15 protein-coding genes and 1 pseudogene are annotated in these 16,674 nt (G+C 66.4%); 9 read left to right on the top strand and 7 right to left on the bottom strand.

The window, feature by feature from the left end; translation table 11 throughout:
* The first annotated feature begins 129 nt into the window (after positions 1–129).
* Positions 130–543, top strand: a complete 414-nt coding sequence (locus tag MQH10_RS00845; RefSeq protein WP_242562179.1) for a four-helix bundle copper-binding protein — start codon at positions 130–132, stop codon at positions 541–543.
* Positions 544–561: 18 nt separating this feature from the next.
* Here MQH10_RS00845 and MQH10_RS00840 read toward each other — a convergent pair whose 3' ends face one another.
* A complete protein-coding gene (locus MQH10_RS00840; protein WP_242562178.1) occupies positions 562–1,137 on the bottom strand; it encodes a TetR/AcrR family transcriptional regulator in 576 nt (191 codons plus the stop codon).
* Between the two features lie 119 nt (positions 1,138–1,256).
* Between MQH10_RS00840 and MQH10_RS00835 the strand changes: the two genes are divergently transcribed.
* Entirely contained in the window at positions 1,257–1,463 is a 207-nt protein-coding gene (locus MQH10_RS00835; protein ID WP_242562177.1) for a hypothetical protein, read from the top strand.
* A complete protein-coding gene (locus tag MQH10_RS00830) occupies positions 1,460–1,981 on the top strand; it encodes a hypothetical protein (protein WP_242562176.1) in 522 nt (173 codons plus the stop codon). The genes MQH10_RS00835 and MQH10_RS00830 overlap by 4 nt, the downstream gene beginning before the upstream one ends.
* A gap of 7 nt (positions 1,982–1,988) precedes the next feature.
* Here the strand turns inward: MQH10_RS00830 and MQH10_RS00825 are convergent, their stop codons facing one another.
* On the bottom strand, positions 1,989–3,104 hold the full coding sequence (locus tag MQH10_RS00825; RefSeq protein ID WP_242562175.1) for an acyltransferase family protein: 1,116 nt from the start codon (positions 3,102–3,104) through the stop codon (positions 1,989–1,991).
* A gap of 289 nt (positions 3,105–3,393) precedes the next feature.
* Positions 3,394–4,152 carry a class I SAM-dependent methyltransferase gene (locus tag MQH10_RS00820; RefSeq protein WP_242562174.1) on the bottom strand — a complete coding sequence of 253 codons (759 nt, stop codon included), beginning with the start codon at positions 4,150–4,152 and terminating at the stop codon, positions 3,394–3,396.
* Between the two features lie 5 nt (positions 4,153–4,157).
* Between MQH10_RS00820 and MQH10_RS00815 the strand changes: the two genes are divergently transcribed.
* From MQH10_RS00815 to MQH10_RS00790, 6 genes are all read left to right on the top strand, one after another.
* Positions 4,158–4,889 (top strand): helix-turn-helix domain-containing protein, encoded by a 732-nt coding sequence (locus MQH10_RS00815; protein ID WP_242562173.1) that lies wholly within the window; start codon positions 4,158–4,160, stop codon positions 4,887–4,889.
* A 107-nt stretch (positions 4,890–4,996) separates the two neighbouring features.
* The gene (locus MQH10_RS00810; RefSeq protein WP_242562172.1) at positions 4,997–6,850 is read left to right on the top strand and encodes a copper resistance system multicopper oxidase; all 1,854 of its coding nucleotides are present in this window, start codon (positions 4,997–4,999) and stop codon (positions 6,848–6,850) included.
* Positions 6,847–7,980 carry a copper resistance protein B gene (locus MQH10_RS00805; RefSeq protein WP_242562171.1) on the top strand — a complete coding sequence of 378 codons (1,134 nt, stop codon included), beginning with the start codon at positions 6,847–6,849 and terminating at the stop codon, positions 7,978–7,980. The genes MQH10_RS00810 and MQH10_RS00805 overlap by 4 nt, the downstream gene beginning before the upstream one ends.
* A 79-nt stretch (positions 7,981–8,059) precedes the next feature.
* Positions 8,060–8,812, top strand: a complete 753-nt coding sequence (locus tag MQH10_RS00800; protein WP_242562170.1) for a PepSY domain-containing protein — start codon at positions 8,060–8,062, stop codon at positions 8,810–8,812.
* Positions 8,813–8,990: 178 nt separating this feature from the next.
* The gene (locus MQH10_RS00795) at positions 8,991–10,169 is read left to right on the top strand and encodes an acyltransferase family protein (protein WP_242562169.1); all 1,179 of its coding nucleotides are present in this window, start codon (positions 8,991–8,993) and stop codon (positions 10,167–10,169) included.
* Between the two features lie 17 nt (positions 10,170–10,186).
* Positions 10,187–10,657, top strand: coding sequence for a DUF411 domain-containing protein (locus MQH10_RS00790; protein WP_242562168.1), 471 nt, complete (start codon positions 10,187–10,189; stop codon positions 10,655–10,657).
* A 793-nt stretch (positions 10,658–11,450) separates the two neighbouring features.
* On the opposite strand, the gene MQH10_RS00785 is transcribed toward MQH10_RS00790, so the two are convergent.
* From MQH10_RS00785 to MQH10_RS27220, 4 genes and pseudogenes are all read right to left on the bottom strand, one after another.
* A complete protein-coding gene (locus tag MQH10_RS00785; RefSeq protein WP_242562167.1) occupies positions 11,451–11,888 on the bottom strand; it encodes a DUF1775 domain-containing protein in 438 nt (145 codons plus the stop codon).
* Between the two features lie 98 nt (positions 11,889–11,986).
* A pseudogene (locus MQH10_RS00780) lies at positions 11,987–15,102 on the bottom strand (efflux RND transporter permease subunit).
* Positions 15,099–15,959, bottom strand: a complete 861-nt coding sequence (locus tag MQH10_RS27225; protein WP_473828305.1) for an efflux RND transporter periplasmic adaptor subunit — start codon at positions 15,957–15,959, stop codon at positions 15,099–15,101. Before MQH10_RS27225 ends, MQH10_RS00780 begins: the two are co-directional and overlap by 4 nt.
* A complete protein-coding gene (locus MQH10_RS27220) occupies positions 15,953–16,600 on the bottom strand; it encodes a heavy metal-binding domain-containing protein (RefSeq protein WP_473828304.1) in 648 nt (215 codons plus the stop codon). The genes MQH10_RS27225 and MQH10_RS27220 overlap by 7 nt, the downstream gene beginning before the upstream one ends.
* Positions 16,601–16,674 lie beyond the last annotated feature (74 nt).

Genomic DNA, 16,674 nt, shown 5'->3' with positions numbered 1-16,674 from the left:
AAACAAATGCTGGGCAACCCTCCAAGCATAGTAAGCTTCTGTCTTTTCCGGGTAATCCGTTCTTCTGCGGAACTCCATCAGGCGCAGCCGGTTCACGACGATGACCCCGAAGCCAGAGGAGGATTTGCCATGCACGTCCAGCAGATGATCGCGACGCACCCCGACGTTCAGGGGAACACCAACGAGGCGCTGATCCGGTGCATCGAGGCCTGCTACGAATGCGCCCAGACCTGCACCAGCTGCGCCGACGCCTGTCTTGCGGAGGCGATGCTCAAGGATTTGGTCCAATGCATCCGCCTCAATCTCGACTGCGCCGACGTGTGCGCCGCGACGGGATCGGTCGCTTCACGGCGGAGCGGGAGCAACGAGCTGGTTATCAAGCGGATGACCGAGACTTGCGCCGAAGCGTGCCGTCTCTGCGGTGACGAATGCGAAAAGCATGCGCAGATGCACGACCACTGCCGCATCTGCGCTGAGGCCTGCCGGCGGTGCGAACAGGCCTGCCGCGAGGCCGCTGAAACCATCACGCCAACGCTGCAATAACCCCTGATGATCTAGCCCTCAGCCGCGCGCCAGGGGCCGCAGGCCGTCGAGCGTCACCTCGACGAGCCGGCTGACTGCGGCCTTGCTGGGCAGGGCGCCAGCGGCGGTGAGAGCATGGAGGCAGTAACTGGCCAGTTCATCCGGAGCGATGTCGGACCGCAGCGCTCCGCTCGCGGCGCCCTCGGCCAGCAATCCGCCGACGAGGTCACGTAGGCGTTGATGCGCCCGGACCACATGGTCGCCCCGATGCAGCAGCGCCCCCAGGTCGGTATCGTGGCGCTGGTGGGAGATCATGGCGAAGGTCATGAGCACCGCCTTCAGCCGCGCGCCGACGTCGCCGTCCTGGTCGCGGATCCGGCTGAGCTGGTCCAGGTGGGAGCCGATCTGGCGCTCGTGCCAAGCCATCAGGATTGCCTCGATGTCCGGGAAATACTTGTAGAGCGTGGCGCGCCCGATCCCGGTGGCCTGAGCGATCTTCGACATGGTCACGGACGCCAGGCCGTATTTGGCCACCAGCACCGCAGTGGCGTCCAGGGTCGCATCGCGAACCGCCTGGCGGTGCGTTTCGATCGTGTCGTTCCAGAGTCTAGGCACTCGCGCAGCATAACCGTTCGAGTCGATGTGTCGATATATGAGACATATTGACGAGTCCGATACATAGTGTCTCGATAAAGCGGCGGCCTGGGACTCGCGCCGCCAGCTGAGGAGATGCCATGACCGGGCCAGTGACCGAGGCCGATGGCGATCGCGGCCGCTCCGCGTCTACACCGGGCATGCCGCGCTGGGTGAAGGTGTTCTGCGTGGTCGTCGCCGGCCTGATCGTCCTCTTCGTGGCTCTACATCTCGCCGGCCTCCGGCCAGGCGGGCATGGGTTTCACGGACGGCATGCCGGGGCCGCAAGGACCGGGGCGGCGGCGTGACCCTGACGCCGGCCCAGCGCAAGCTCGTCCTCACCGTGCATGTAGTGACGTCGGTCGGCCTGCTCGGCGCGATTGCGGCGTTCCTGGCGCTGGCCGTCCTGGGCGTTAGCACGGCGGACGAACAGACCCAACGCGGCGTCTATGCCGCAATGGCCTTGATTGCTCGCGCCGTCATCCTCCCCCTCGCTTTCGCTGCGCTGCTGGTGGGGCTGGTCCAGGGCCTCGCCACGCCTTGGGGCCTCTTGCGCCACTACTGGGTGCTGCTCAAGCTGCTGCTGACGAGCTTCGCCACGGCGATCCTGCTGATCAAGATGCGGATGATCGGCGACGCGGCGCGGCTGGCGAGCGACCTGACTGTGTCCCGCGCCGACCTGAACAGCCTGGGCGTCCAGCTTCTGGTCCACGCCGCCGGCGGCCTGGCGGTGCTGCTTGTCCCGGCCGTGTTGTCCATCTACAAGCCGGCCGGCTTGACGCCCTACGGCTTCCGTCGCCAGCAGGCGCTCCGCGCACGTTCCTGAGGCGTCCCTATCGCCGCGCCAAGGCCACCTCGGCGACGCGGTGCGCTAGGGCGGCGCGGCGGCGCACGAACGGCACGCCATGGCGCCGCATGGCCTCACGGGCGGGACGCTCGACCAAGTGGTGGACCGCCATGGCTGCCGGAACGACGCCGACGAACAAGGCTGCCCAGAGCCAGGGCGGCAGGGTGTCGCCGGGGAGGCCGAGCAGCTTCTTCGCGCCGTGCTCGAAGACCAGCTGCCAGGGAATGCAGACCATGTAGACGGCGAAGCTGACCTCGCCCAGATAGACCCAGAGGGGCGCCGTCAGCAGCCGTGATCCGGTGCTGGCCAGGCTTCCCAAGCTCAGGATCAAAGCCCCGAACAGGCAGACGCTCAGCCAGTCAGGCGCGCCGACGAAGGCGCAGGCCGCCACTGCCGCGACCGACCCCAGAACGCCGCCCATCGCGATGCGTGGAGACCGAATGACATCTGAACGCCACAGCAGCCAGACCGCGCAGCCGAGCGTGAAGCAGGGCACGATCCGCAGCGCGCCCCAGGCGATGGTCGCCTGGGTCAGCGGGAAGCCGGCGACCTGCTGGAAGCCGATGTTCAGGCCGACGACGAGCACGACGGCCAGCGCGACGGCGACCCACGGACGGGCGCGCAGCGGCCAGATCAAGAAGGCGAAGACGGGGAAGGTCAGATAGGCGAACCACTCGGCCGAGATCGACCAGGAGGGATGGTTCCAGCCGCCGGCCAGGCCCAGGCCCCAGGCCTGGGTAAGGCTTAGGTGCGCGGGCAATGACGACCATGCCAACACCTTGTCGCCGGCGTCGACGCCTGCGGCGGTCGCCGCGGCGACCACCAGGCCAAGGCCCGCGAGCGTCGCCAGATGGACGGGGTAGATGCGCGCCAGCCGCGCCCATAGGAAGTCCGGATAGCGGAACCGCCGGTCGCCGAACGATTCCATATAGACATGGCTGAGAATGAAGCCCGAGAGCACGAAGAACAGCTCGACGCCGAGATAGCCCTTGGCGACCAGGGCGGGCATGCCGACACCGAGGCTGGGCGTGAAGTGGAAGGCGACCACCCACATCGCCGCAAAGAAGCGCATGGCGGTGAGGGGTTTGAGGTTCTGGGGCATGGACCGGTCCGGATACTGGTAAGTCCAGCCTAGGTCGACGATCCTAAGATTCCGCAAATGCAGCATGGCATTATAGAGACTAGAGTCCGCAGCACCAAGCCTTCCAGTCGTGGGAGGGATGCCTAAGGCAGCAGCGCCGAAAGATGGTCAGCAAGCAATGGACGTGCATCGCCGGGATTTGCTGATGATACGCGCTCGCGCATCCTCCATTTGGCAGGTGGAGGTTGGTCAGCGTCCCAATCCGCCGACACGGATTTTGTCTTCGTCTAACTTCTCGTGGGCGCGGGCTTCAGCCGCCCATCCCGGCCGTCGTGGCGACATAAAGGGATATCGAACCTGTCGGGGTGGGGATAACGCGGCGTTCGGCCACGCCGATCAGCCCGACTTCGGCCATGAGATCGGAAAGCTTGCCCTTGGCGTTGAATCCGGTCCGCTCCCAGCCGTCGAGGGCCTGAACTTGGCGGAACAGCAGCCGCATCAGCAGGGTGCGTTGCAGCCCGTAGTCGGCGATGACGACGCGGGCGTTCGGTCGCCCCAGGCGAATCGTCGCTTTCAGAATTTCCGCCTTCACCGGCACATCGCACTGGTGGAACACCAAGCTCGAGATCACCTTGTCGGCGACGGCTGAGCCCAACAGACGGTCGGCTTCATCTCCATAGCCCTCGAGCCATTCGACCTCGACCCCGGCCGCTGCCGCCTTGTCCCTTGCAATCCGCAGGACCGCGGGATCTGGGTCGACCCCGACCACGCGAGCCCCCGGGCAGCGCGCCTTGATGGCGATGGCCTGGGACCCGGTCCCCGCGCCGATGTCGACGATCAGCTCGCCGTCGGCAGGATCGGTCAGATTCAGCAGCGCCTCTCGCCATCGACGTTCGCGGGTCATCACCGCGATCACCCGGTCGTAGTCGCCAGTCAGCTCGGCGCGTCCCAGCGCCGGTATAAAGTCTTTCGGGTCAGACATGACGCACCTCTCGCGAACAGGAGGCGGCGCCTGTTTCAGCGGGTCTTGAACCGAACGCTTGCCGCGCAGTTCGTCCGCTCCGATCATCGGACATGACGTCAGCGCATCCTTGGTCCGGGCAAGTTTGGTTTGGTGAGGACTGGGCCTGCTTCGAAGGTCTTTGCGGCGACGCCCGAGCGCATCACCATCTCGCCGCCCAGGTCGTGGTCGGCCTTTCTGGTTCGGTAACGGTCGAGGGGCCTTGCGGCGCTGTGGTCGGGGAGGCGGTCCTGATCGCGCCGCGCGCCCTGCATGCGATCGTGCCGTCTGACCGGATCGTTCGTGTCGTCTATCTCCAGAGTTTCGGAGGGCTCGCGCATAGCTGGGGCATCCCGACGCGGCCAGCCGCCCCGTACGCGCTGCCGGCGCGGTGGGCGGACCGGCTGCGCGGCCCCGACCCGGGCCGGAGTTTGGCGGCGGCGTCGGCCGCCTGCGAGCCACGCCGCCTGGATCCGCGATTGGCCGCCGCGCTGCAGGACCTGAGAGGCTTAACGGAGGTTGATAGCGATCTCGGCGACGTCGCCCGACGGGTCGGTCTCTCACCCGCACGCCTCCGCGCGCTGACCCGCGCGGAACTCGGCGCGCCGCTCGCCCATTGGCGCGCATGGCTTCGGCTCGAACGGGCGATCGGCGCGCTGCGCCGCGGCGACTCCCTCGCCGCCGCCGCTGTGCAAGCCGGGTTCAGCGATCAGGCCCACCTCAGCCGAACGATGCGACGATTCTTTGGAATCACGCCGCAGACCGCGTCTCGCGTCGTTGCGCGCCCTCCACGGCCTGCAACGTGAAGTATTTTTCGACATTTCCATAAGGGCGCCAGCCGACCCCGCGCGTATTCCATAAAAATGTGCGGCCGAGAGCCGTGCCATTCATTCGCCTGGGATACCGCATCGACATGAAGGACTTTGATCGTCGCCAGTTGCTGCGTGGCGCCTCACTGATGGGCGGCGGCCTGGCGCTCAGCAGCCTGCTGCCTGGTTGGGCGCAGAGCGCCACGATGGGCGCCGGTCCGACATTGCCGACCTTGACCGGGCCGAACATCGATCTGCGGATCGGTCACTCGAGCCTTACGGTCGATGGTCGCGCCGGACATGCGATCACCATCAACGGGACGGTCCCGGGACCCCTTCTGCGTCTGAAAGAAGGCCAGAACGTTCGTCTTTCAGTGACCAACGACCTCGACGAGGAGACCTCGATACACTGGCATGGCCTCCTCGTGCCCTTCCAAATGGATGGCGTTCCCGGCGTCAGCTTCCCGGGGATCAAGCCGCGACAGACTTTCGTCTACGAGTTCCCGATCAAGCAGTCGGGGACCTATTGGTATCACAGCCACTCTGGTCTGCAGGAGGCTGAAGGGCACTACGGACCCATCATCATCGACCCCGCCGGGCCCGATCCGATCGCCTATGATCGCGAACACGTCATCGTGCTCTCCGACTTCAGCTTCATGCACCCGCACGTGATCTTCAAGCGCATGAAGCAGCAGGGCGGCGTGTTCAATTTTCAGAAGCAAACCATCGCCGGCCTGCTCGAGGGCAGGGACCAGACGCTTCAGGAGCGGATGGAATGGGCCAAGATGCGGATGGACCCGACCGACATCTCCGATGTCACGGGCTCGGTGCTCAAGTTCCTGATCAACGGCCACGGGCCGAAGGACAACTGGACCGGCCTGTTCACACCGGGTGAGCGGGTGCGCCTGCGCTTCATCAACACTGCAGCGCAGATGGTCTTCGATGTGCGCATCCCCGGCCTGAAGATGACGGTCGTGGCCGCTGACGGCCAGGATGTCCGCCCTGTGGAGGTGGATGAGTTCCAGATCGGCAACGCCGAGACCTACGACGTCATCGTGCAGCCGACGGAAGACAAGGCCTTCACCATCGTCTCAGAGGCTGTCGACCGCTCGGGCATGGGCCGCGCGACGCTGGCGCCGCGGGCCGGGATGGCCGCACCGGTCCCGCCGCTTCGGGAGCGGCCGCTCGCGACCATGAAGGACATGGGCATGGACATGAGTTCCATGAAGGGCATGAACATGGGCGGGTCTGGCGCGATGGCCGGCATGGACCATGGCGCGGCGGGCCACGACATGGCCGCGATGCCCGGCATGGCTGGCATGCCGGGCATGGCCGCTGCGCCCGGAATGGCCGCGCCGAAGCCGCGCGGTTCCGACGCGATGGGCGACATGGGCGGCATGAAGATGTCGATGCGCGACCCGCAGAACGCCCCAGGCGTGAAGCTGGGGCCCGGGGTCCAGACCATCGCGCCGATGCCCATGGATCGGACCGGGGAGGCCGGACAAGGCCTGGAAAGCGTCGGTCATCGGGTGCTGGTCTACAAGGACCTGATCGCGCTGACGCCAAGTTCCGATCCGCGAATGCCGACCCGCGCGCTCGACATCCACCTCACCGGCAACATGGAACGCTTCATGTGGGGGTTCGATGGCCTGAAGTTCAGCGAGACGAGCAAGCCCTACACCTTCGAAAAGGGCGAGCGGGTGCGGGTGACGCTGATCAACGACACCATGATGGCGCATCCAATCCACCTGCACGGTCACTTCTTCGAGCTGGCGCACGCACCACCAGGCCACGGACCCAGAAAACATACGGTCATCGTCGCGCCTGGCGGCAAGGTCTCCTGGGACTTCACGGCGGATCCCGGAGACTGGGCCTTCCACTGCCACATGCTCTACCACATGCACGCCGGGATGTTCCAAGTGTTCAGCGTGCGGCCGCTCGATGGAGGCGCCGCATGAACCGGTTGGCCCTGATCTCGCTGATCCCTCTGGCGCTGGCGACCCCGGTCGCCGCCCAGACCATGGATCACTCCTCGATGCCCGGCATGGCCATGCCGGCGCAGCCAGCCCAGAAGGCGAAGCCCAAGCCGAAACCAAAGGCCAAGCCCGCGGCGGCTCCTGCCCGCAAGACCCCTCAGTCGAAACCCGCCTCGAGCCCTTCTGCGACGCCCCCGGCCGCGCCGATGGATCACTCGGCCATGCCGGGCATGACGATGCCGGCGCCAGCCGCGCCGGCGGCCCCGGCGCCGGACCATAGTGCGATGCCGGGCATGGCGATGCCCGCGGATTCTGCGCCAATGGACCATTCGGCCATGCCTGGCATGGATATGGGCCCGACGGCCCAGCCGGACATCCCCAAGTCTCCGCCCCCGCCGCCGCCTGCGGATCGCGCCGCTGACCGCTTCTTCCCGCGCGCCGAGATGGACCAGGCGGTGGCGCAGCTGCGACGCGAGCATGGCGCCGTCATCACCTCCAAAGTCATGACGAACCTCGCCGAATTCCAGGCTCGGAAAGGCGCTGACGGTTATCGCTGGGATGGCCAAGCCTGGTTCGGCGGCGACATCAATCGCTTCGTGCTGAAGAGCGAAGGGGAGGGGACCCGCGGCGAAGGGATCGAAGCGGCCGAGGTGCAGGCGCTCTACTCTCGCGCCGTGGGGGTCTACACCGACGTTCAGATCGGGGTGCGTCAGGATTTCGAGCCGCACAATCGGACCTACGCGACCGTAGGCTTCGAAAGCCTGTTCCCTTACTGGTTCGATATCGAGGGGGCCGCCTTCTTGTCCAACAAGGGCGAGTTGCTCGGCCGCATCGAAGGCACCTACGACCTTCGCCTGACCAATCGCCTGATCCTGCAGCCCCGGGCCGAGTTCAACCTGGCCGCCCAGGACACGCTCGAGACCCGGACCGGCTCGGGCCTGTCGAATGCCGAGCTGGGACTTCGCCTGCGCTATGAGGTCCGACGCGAATTCGCCCCTTACATCGGTGTCTCCTGGGACCGCAAGTTCGGCAAGACCGCGGACTATGCGCGGGCGCTCGGTGAAGACGTCAAGGCCACAAGCTTCGTCGTGGGTCTTCGCGCCTTCTTCTAGTTCCGCGGCCCAACTGGGAAATACCGGCGCAATGTTGAGGCGATAGAGGTCGCTCGGTAACTAGAAGTCCGGGGGCACCATGCTGCGTCTGTCGCTTCAACTGCACAAGTGGATCGCCTTGGTCGTCGCGATACAGGTGCTCGGCTGGGTCGCGGGTGGGCTTATCATGACCGCGATACCGATCGAGCAGGTGCGCGGCGAACAGCACATTGGATCGGCGGCGCTGCCGCCGATCGACACCAAGCGCTTGCTGCCGCTGGAGAAGCAGCTGGCCCTCGCCGACATGACCGATGTCGGTGAGGCGACGCTCAAGAATACGCCGCGAGGCCCAATCTGGGTGCTGAAGTCGGCCGCGGGCAGCGAGGGCTGGTGGAATGCCTACAGCGGCGAGAACGTCGATGAGATCACCGCCGCCGCCGCCCGGACCTATGCGCAGATGGCGTACAAGGGAGCCGGCAAGCTGCTCGCCGTCGACTATGAAGAGAGCGCGCCGCCGGAAGCCCAGGTCAGCGGACCGCTCTGGCGGGCGCGTTTCGGCGATAAGGAACACAGCCGGCTCTATCTCGACGCCTTTACCGGCGAGGTGCTGAGCCGACGCTCGGACCTGTGGGCGCTCTACGACTTCTTCTACCAGATCCACATCATGAATTTCGGCGCCTCGCGCAGCTACAATCATCCGCTGATCGTCGCCGCCGCAGCGGCGACCCTGGTGGTCGTCGTGACCGGGATCGTCCTGCTCGTGTTGCGCCTGGGAAGCGATCTTCGGCGGCTGAGGGCGCGCCCGCGCGGCGGAGCGCCGGCGACCCCAATCGATCGGAGGCCCGGCGTCTGATCTCACCTGGGCGGCCCGCAAGCCTCCAAGCCTGGAGGTGGCGCTCAGGGGGCTACATTCGGCGCCTCACCTACCCGAAGGAGCTCGATCGACCTCCCGGAGTGCGCAGCTCCGGAGCTGGCGCCTGAGGGCCGGCGTTGTCCCCGCGCGTATACTGAGGAGCGGGGCGGGGATCAGAATGGGAAACGGCGAGCCTTTCAAACCTGAAGGGACGACAGGGTCGCCCTTCCCGAACAATCTGCCTGCCCTGACCTCGGTCCGTTTCGCGTTGGCGCTGGGGGTTGTGCTCTTCCACTACCAACTCCAGTGGCCTTGGGACTCCATGGCGTCGACCGGGATCCTCAATCGGGCCCGGCTCGGCGTCGACGCCTTCTTCATCCTGTCCGGCTTCGTCCTCACCCATGCCTATCGTCAGGCGCTGGAGGACCGGCGGCTGGACTACCGCCGCTTCCTGGCGGCGCGCTTCGCACGCGTCTACCCGGCGCACGTCGCCGTCCTGGCGTTCGTCCTCGTGATGGTCGGCGCGGCGACCTTGATCGGCGCGGAGTTTGATCACGGGCTCTACAATCCGCTCGGCCTGCTCACGACCTTGTTGTTGGTGCATGCCTGGTTGCCCGAAACCGTCGTGGCGGAATGGAATGGACCCTCCTGGTCGCTGTCCGCCGAATGGTTCGCCTATCTCGCCTTCCCCGCCTTCGCCTGGGTGGGTCTGGTTCTCGCGCGCCGGCCCTGGGTCCTGCTCGCCCTGTCGGGGCTGGTCTTCCTGGCGCTGGATCTGATCTATCAGGCGGTGTTCGGCGATGTGGTGGTCCATGCTGAACTGAATATGGGCGTGCTGCGGATCATCCCCGAGTTCCTCTATGGCATCGGTCTCTACCGGTTGGGACAGCGGCTGCAAATCACGCGGCGATGGGCGATCGGCGCGGCTTGGCTGTCGGCGATCACCTTGCTGGCGCTGATGCATCTCAAGGCGGACGACCGGATCGTCGTGGCCGCGGCCGGGCCCCTGATCCTCAGCCTGGGCCTGCTCTCGAAAGCCAGCGCGGATAGCGCGCTTGCACACCCGTTGATGCTGGCCGGGGGCGAGGCCTCCTACGCGCTCTATCTGGTTCACATGCCCATCCTGATTGGATGGAAGGGCGTCAATTCCGCTCTCACGCAGCGCCCGAGCGCCTATGTGCTGGCGTGGTGGGAGATCGCGTGCCTGCTCACGCTCACGCTCGTCGCCGCGTTCGCCGTGCACTACCTCTTCGAGGGGCCTGCCCGAACTTGGATCCGGCGCCGCGCCGATCGCCTATGGCCGGCGCCCGGCTCGCGGGCCGCTATGGCGCCCGGATCACAGCCCCCCGACGTTTAGCCAAAGGACGAGACAAGATGATTTCCCAGGCGATCCATCGGCGCGGGCTCGTTGTCTCTGCCGCCGCTGCGCTCTTGGCGAGCAGTTGCGCCCGCGCGGCCAATCCGAAAACATTGGTCGTCTACAAGACCCCCTATTGCGGCTGTTGCAAGGGTTGGGTGGCCCACATGACTCGCGCCGGCTTCACTCCGACCATCCATGAGGTGGAGGATCTAGCGCCGGTGCGCGCCCGCTATGGCGTGCCGTTCAAACTCTCCTCCTGTCACACCGGCGTCATCGGCGGCTATGTGATCGAAGGACACGTGCCCGCAGACGATGTCGCGCGCCTGCTCCGGGAAAAGCCGAAAGCGCTTGGTCTCACGGCGCCGGGCATGCCGATCGGTTCCCCGGGCATGGAAGTCCCGGACCGTCCGGCGGAGAGATTTGACACTTTGCTGCTCCTGGATCGGTCCGGACGGACCCAGGTCTTCGCGACACATGGGGCCTGACTAGCCGGCGTGCGCGAGCGCGATCTCGCGCAAGCCTTTGGAGGCCATGAGCCGTTCGGGGATGACCCCCCGTCGAAGCATGGCTGGGCGTGCCGACCGTCCGAGGCTTTCTGATGTCTTGATGTCGCCGGGTCGTATTGTGCCCAGACTTTCTCGATCTGAATCGCGCTGCGCGGAAAGCCTCGTGCTATACTCCGAACATGGAGCGGTTACGGTTCTTCGTCCTTGTGGCGGCGATCCTCACGTTCGCCATCAGCGTGCCCTTCTCAGTGAACCGCGCGGCTCAATGTCCGTGTGCCGCATCAGCGCCCTGCCACTGCCCGCTCGTGGACTGCAAACTGCTTCCTGCGTCCGGTTCGTCCTGTCACTGTTCAGTCTCCGCCTTGTGCTCCGCGGACGTTTTCGACCATGCCGCGGGTACTGGTCCGAGCGCCTGGCCGACGCCGGTGCGGCTTGACCCGCATGGGCTCCGCCTGGTCCCGCCCCTTCGACCGCCCATCCCTGAGACGACCTTCGCCGCCTGAAGGCGGCCGTTCACACGCGGCCGGCGTCTGTCGGCCGCAAAGTCTCAGGAGAACATCATGAAGATCATTGTGACGGCCTTGAGCGCACTTTTGCTCGTCGCAATCAGCGCCTGCGCCAGCACGACCGGTGATCGCGTCCACTGGCGACCGGGAAATTCCAAGTTCACGACCGGAATAAACGCTCCGGCGCCTATCGTGGAGGATTCACATCGGTAGCTGCGAAGGCCACTGGGCGCGGCTTCGGCCGCGTCCAGTGGCCATGCGCTCGCTCACTTGGGCAGGATTCGGGTGCGCGGCGCTGGGCGCGCGGGGGGAGGATCGACCCAATCAGCACTGGTGCCATCGGCGAAGCGCTGATGGACCTTCCACTGCACGCCAAAGCTTGGCTCCGTTGGATTTCTCGCCACCAGCACCAGCTGCTGGCCGCCGCCAGGCGGAATATTCACGCGCCAGGTGATCCCGACGATGCGGTCCGCTGATTTGGTGAGCGTGTACCCGCTCTCCGGACCCCTTACAGAGATGATGGTCATCTCAGGCGGAACGTCGAGTTCGACCGCTGTCGTCGGGCTTTTACCTTCGGTCGGCACGTTGAACGTGTAGGTTTCCGCCTTCCCGGGCGTGGACTCGCCCGGCGAGACCGTGACATGAGCCTGCGCCATGCCGGGAAGCAGGGCGAGAGGAAGCGCCAGAGCCGTGAAGCGGTACATCGAAAAGGCCTCCCCTGGATTTGCCGCCCGAGCTTGATGCCGGATCAGGCGGCAAGTCTAACCTCGACCGCGAGCAGAGCAAGCGAGCGGCGGCTAAGCTAAAGGCGCCTGCGCCTTAGCAGCAGATAGCCTGCGGGTATGACCAGCATCGAGAGCAGCGGCGCGGTCAGCATCCCCCCGATCATCGGCGCGGCGATGCGGCCCATGACCTCCGAACCCGCGCCATGGCCGATGAGCATGGGCAACAGGCCGGCGATGATAACGGCAACCGTCATCGACTTTGGCCGGACCCGCAACACCGCGCCGTCACGAACCGCCTCCTCGAGATCCTGCCGGGACGGATTTGGCCCGCGCGCCTCGAGGGCATGTTTGAGGTAGATGAGCATGACGACGCCGAATTCGGCGGCGACCCCGGCCAGGGCGATGAACCCGATGCCGGTCGCCACGGACTGGTGGAAGCCCAGCAGGTAGAGCGTCCAGAGCCCGCCGGTCAGGGCGAAGGGCAAGGTCCCCATGATCAGCGCCGCTTCATCCAATCGGCCGAAGGTGACGTAGAGCAGCACAAAGATAATCAGCAGGGTGGCCGGGACGACGATCTTCAGCCGCTCGACGGCGTGCTGAAGGTACTCGAATTGGCCCGAATAGGAGAGGCTGATCCCCGGCGGAACCTTGACGTCCTTGGTGACCGCCACCTGCAGATCCTTGACGACGGACGCCAGGTCGCGCCCGCGCACGTCCACATAGATCCAGGTCGAAGGCCGGCTGTTCTCACTCTTGAGCATCGGCGGCCCCTCGGCCACCTCGACCTTCGCGACCGTGCCCAGGGTGATCTGTTGCCCCGAAGGCGTGAAGATCGGCAGGGCGCGCAGCTCGTCGAGGCTGTCGCGAATCTCACGCGGATAACGCACATTGATCGGATAGCGCGCCAGGCCTTCGACCGTCTCACCGACGTTTTCGCCGCCGACGGCCCGCCGATGATGTCCTGGACATCGGCGATGTTCAGTCCGTAGCGAGCCGCCGCGGTGCGATCGATGTTCACATCCACATAGCGGCCGCCGGTGAGCCTTTCCGCAAAGGCCGTGCTGACGCCGGGAACGGTCTTGGCCACGGTCTCGATGCGATGCGCGATCGCGTCGATCTGGCTGAGATTGGCGCCGGAGACCTTTACGCCGATCGGGCTCTTGATGCCGGTCGCGAGCATGTCGAGCCGGTTGCGGATCGGCGGCACCCAGACATTGGTCAGGCCCGCCACCTTCACCTTGCTGTCGAGTTCCTCGATCAACTTGTCTGGTGTCATGCCTTTGCGCCACTGGCTCTGGGGCTTGAACTGGATCACGGTCTCGAACATCTCCAGCGGGGCCGGGTCGGTCGCGCTCTCCGCGCGTCCGGCCTTGCCGAAGACGGTGGCGACCTCAGGCACGGTCTTGATCATCCTGTCGGTCTGCTGGAGCAGCTCGGAGGCCTTCGCGGCCGACAAGCCCGGCAGGGCGGACGGCATGTAGAGCAGGTCGCCTTCGTTCATGGCCGGCAGGAACTCGCCGCCTAGGTGGGTGAGCGGCCAAGCCGTGGTCGCGAAGGCCAGGAGCGCCGCGAGCAGCGTCTTCCTCGGGTGTTTCAGAACCCAGTTGATGGCGGGTCGATAGAGGGCGGTCAGCCCCCGGTTCAGGAAGTTCGAATTCTCCGGCGGGATGCGGCCGCGGATCAGGTAGCCCATCAGCACCGGCACGAGGGTGATCGACAGGATGGCCGCGCCGGCCATCGAGTACGACTTGGTGAAAGCGAGCGGCTTGAACAGCCGGCCTTCCTGCGCCTGCAGGGTGAACACCGGCACGAAGGACAAGGTGATGATCACCAGGCTGAGGAAGAGCGCCGGCCCCACCTGGGCGGCGGCTTCCGTGATCACCCGCCAGTGCTCGGCGCCTTTCAGCTTCTCTCCGGGATGTTCGTGCTCCCACTGCTCGATATGCTTGTGCGCGTTCTCGATCATGACAACGGCCGCGTCGACCATGGCGCCGATGGCGATGGCGATGCCGCCCAGCGACATGATGTTGGCGTTGACGCCCTGCACGCGCATGACGATCAGGGCCATCAAGACGCCGATCGGCAAGGACAGGATCGCGACCAGGGCGGAGCGCATGTGCCAGAGGAACAGCGCGCAGACCAGCGCCACGATGATGAACTCTTCGATCAGCTTGCCACGCAGGTTCTCCACCGCGCGATCGATCAGCTGCGAACGGTCATAGGTGGTGACGATCTGGACGCCAGGCGGCAGGCTGTGTTTGAGCTCGTCGAGCTTCGTCTTGACCGCGGCGATGGTCGCCCGGGCGTTCTTGCCGGATCTGAGCACCACCACCCCGCCGGCCACCTCGCCCTGGCCGTTCAACTCGGCGATGCCGCGCCGCATCTCCGGCCCGATCTGGATGGTGGCGACATCGCCCAGGCGGACCGGGACCCCGCCGGCGGCGGCCCGCAGCGGGATGGCGCGGAAGTCGTCCAGCGACTGAAGATAGCCGCCCGCGCGGACCATGTACTCCGCCTCGCCCAATTCGAGGACGGACCCGCCGGCCTCCTGGTTGGCGCGCCGGATCGCCTCGACCGCCTGTTGCTGGGTGACGCCGTAGCCGGCGAGCTTGGTCGGCTCGAGGACGACCTGGTACTGCTTGACCATCCCGCCGATGCTGGCGACCTCGGCGACCCCGGGAAGCGTCTTCAGCTCGTAGCGCAGGAACCAGTCCTGCAGGCTGCGGAGCTGCGCCAGGTCGTGGCGGCCGGTCTTGTCGACCAGGGCGTATTCATAGACCCACCCGACCCCGGTGGCGTCCGGCCCCAGCGAGGCCTTTGCCGAGGGCGGGAGCCGGCTTTGCACCTGGTTGAGATATTCGAGCACCCGCGAGCGGGCCCAATAGAGGTCCGTCCCCTCGTCGAAGATGATGTAGACGAAAGAATCGCCGAAGAATGAATAGCCGCGCACCGTCTTGGCGCCCGGAACCGACAGCATGGTCGTCGCCAAGGGATAGGTGACCTGGTTCTCGACAATCTGAGGGGCTTGGCCTGGATAGTTCGTCCGGATGATCACCTGCACGTCGGAGAGGTCCGGCAGGAAGTCGACGGCCGTCGACTTGACCGCCAGTCCGCCGGCGACGGCAATGGCCAGGACGGCCAGGAGGACGAAGAAGCGGTTCCTGACCGACCAGCGAATGATCGCGGCGATCATTGACCGGCCTCCTTGCTGAGGCGGCGCAGGGTGGGACCGGACGCCGGCTGGTCGAAGGCGAACCGCACGCGGTCGCCCTTCTTGATACCCTTCAGCAGCGCTGGATGCCCGACGCGGAACGTCATGGTCATGGCGGGCCAGCCGACGGCGGGGACCGGCTGATGGGAGATCGTCACGCCGTCGATGCCGATCGACTCGATGTGGCCGGTCGTTTCGGCCAATCCGGCCGCGGCTTTCGGGGCGGCCGTCGGGGGCGCGGGCATGGTCATGCCGCCGCCGATCGGGCGGGCCTGGACACCGGAAAGGCTGGCCTCGGAATCGATGAGGAACTGGCCGGAGGCGATGATACGCTCGCCTTCGGAGAGCCCGGCCAGGATCTCGGTCTTGTCACCGCCGCTCTGTCCGACCTGCACCTCGGCCGGCTGGTAACGGCCGCCCGGCAAGGCCAGCATCACAAGGCTGCGCTTGCCCGTGCGGATGATCGCTTCGGTGGGAACAAGGATCGCGGGCCGTGCGGTGGAGGTGAGTTGGACGTTGGCGAACATGCCCGGCTTCAGCCGACCGCCGCGGTTCGGCAGCTCGATGCGCACCTGCAGCGTTCGGCTCTCCACCTGGGCCTGCGGCAGGACCGCCGTCACCCGTCCCGAGAAGGTCTCCCCGGGGTAGGCCGCGAGGGTGGCGGTGACCGGCTGCCCCGGCTGGACCTGGCCAGCCATCGCCTCGGGCACGGCCGCGTTCAGCCACACAGTGCCCAGGCCGGAGATCTCCGCCAGGGTTTCGCCGGCCGAGACCGACATGCCGCTGCGCACGTTGAGCGTCTTGATCACCCCGCCGATCGGGGCGGTGACGGTCACCACATTGCGGGCGCGCCGCTCTGGTCGATCTGGCGGATGAGCCCAGGCGACATCCCGAGCAGTTGTAGCCGCTGCTGGGCGGCGCGGATGAGCGCTGGATCTCCCGTCCGGCGCACCGCCAGGTACTCCGCCTGCGCGCCGCCCCACTCCGGGACCAGGAGGTCCGCAAAGGCCGCGCCAGCTGGAATGATGTCGCCGGGCGCGCGGCCATAGACGCGTTGCACGAAGCCCGCCGAGCGCGGCTGCACGATGGCGACGTCGCGCAGATTGAAGTCGATCGTGCCGGTCGCCGTCACCCCGCTGGCGAGTTCCCCGCGCGTGGCGGTCGCGATCCGAAGCCCGAGGTTGGCGACCTTGGCGGGATCGATCTTGAACCCGACCGCGCCGGCGCCGACGCTCTCGTCGGCGTACTTGGGCACCATGTCCATGCCCATCGGCGACTTGCCCGGAGCCGGGAAGTGCTGCTGGGGAACCATCGGGTCGTACCAGTAGAGAACCTTCTTGCCGCCTGGGGCGCTGGCCTCGGATGCGGCCTGTGGCCGGAGTTTCAACTGGGCGAGGCCGTAGCCGGTCGCTGCGGCGACGATGGCGATGACGCCGGCGACCGAGAGGGTTCGGAGGTTTGACTGTGATGCGGAGCTCATGGCTGGCGGCTTTCGTGGGTGGTGCTGGCTTGGATGTGATCGCTCGGATGGGTGTGTTCTGCGGCGCACCGGAC

Source organism: Phenylobacterium aquaticum, from assembly GCF_022695515.1.
Lineage (GTDB): Bacteria > Pseudomonadota > Alphaproteobacteria > Caulobacterales > Caulobacteraceae > Phenylobacterium > Phenylobacterium aquaticum.
This window is presented reverse-complemented; position numbering and strand designations above follow the sequence as displayed.

Coding starts and splice junctions, on each gene's coding strand:
- MQH10_RS00845 (WP_242562179.1), top strand. CDS start 130: ATGCACGTCCAGCAGATGATCGCGACGCACCCCGACGTTCAGGGGAAC.
- MQH10_RS00835 (WP_242562177.1), top strand. CDS start 1,257: ATGACCGGGCCAGTGACCGAGGCCGATGGCGATCGCGGCCGCTCCGCG.
- MQH10_RS00825 (WP_242562175.1), bottom strand. CDS start 3,104: ATGCCCCAGAACCTCAAACCCCTCACCGCCATGCGCTTCTTTGCGGCG.
- MQH10_RS00820 (WP_242562174.1), bottom strand. CDS start 4,152: ATGATCGGAGCGGACGAACTGCGCGGCAAGCGTTCGGTTCAAGACCCG.
- MQH10_RS00815 (WP_242562173.1), top strand. CDS start 4,158: ATGACGTCAGCGCATCCTTGGTCCGGGCAAGTTTGGTTTGGTGAGGAC.
- MQH10_RS00810 (WP_242562172.1), top strand. CDS start 4,997: ATGAAGGACTTTGATCGTCGCCAGTTGCTGCGTGGCGCCTCACTGATG.
- MQH10_RS00805 (WP_242562171.1), top strand. CDS start 6,847: ATGAACCGGTTGGCCCTGATCTCGCTGATCCCTCTGGCGCTGGCGACC.
- MQH10_RS00800 (WP_242562170.1), top strand. CDS start 8,060: ATGCTGCGTCTGTCGCTTCAACTGCACAAGTGGATCGCCTTGGTCGTC.
- MQH10_RS00795 (WP_242562169.1), top strand. CDS start 8,991: ATGGGAAACGGCGAGCCTTTCAAACCTGAAGGGACGACAGGGTCGCCC.
- MQH10_RS00790 (WP_242562168.1), top strand. CDS start 10,187: ATGATTTCCCAGGCGATCCATCGGCGCGGGCTCGTTGTCTCTGCCGCC.
- MQH10_RS00785 (WP_242562167.1), bottom strand. CDS start 11,888: ATGTACCGCTTCACGGCTCTGGCGCTTCCTCTCGCCCTGCTTCCCGGC.
- MQH10_RS27220 (WP_473828304.1), bottom strand. CDS start 16,600: ATGAGCTCCGCATCACAGTCAAACCTCCGAACCCTCTCGGTCGCCGGC.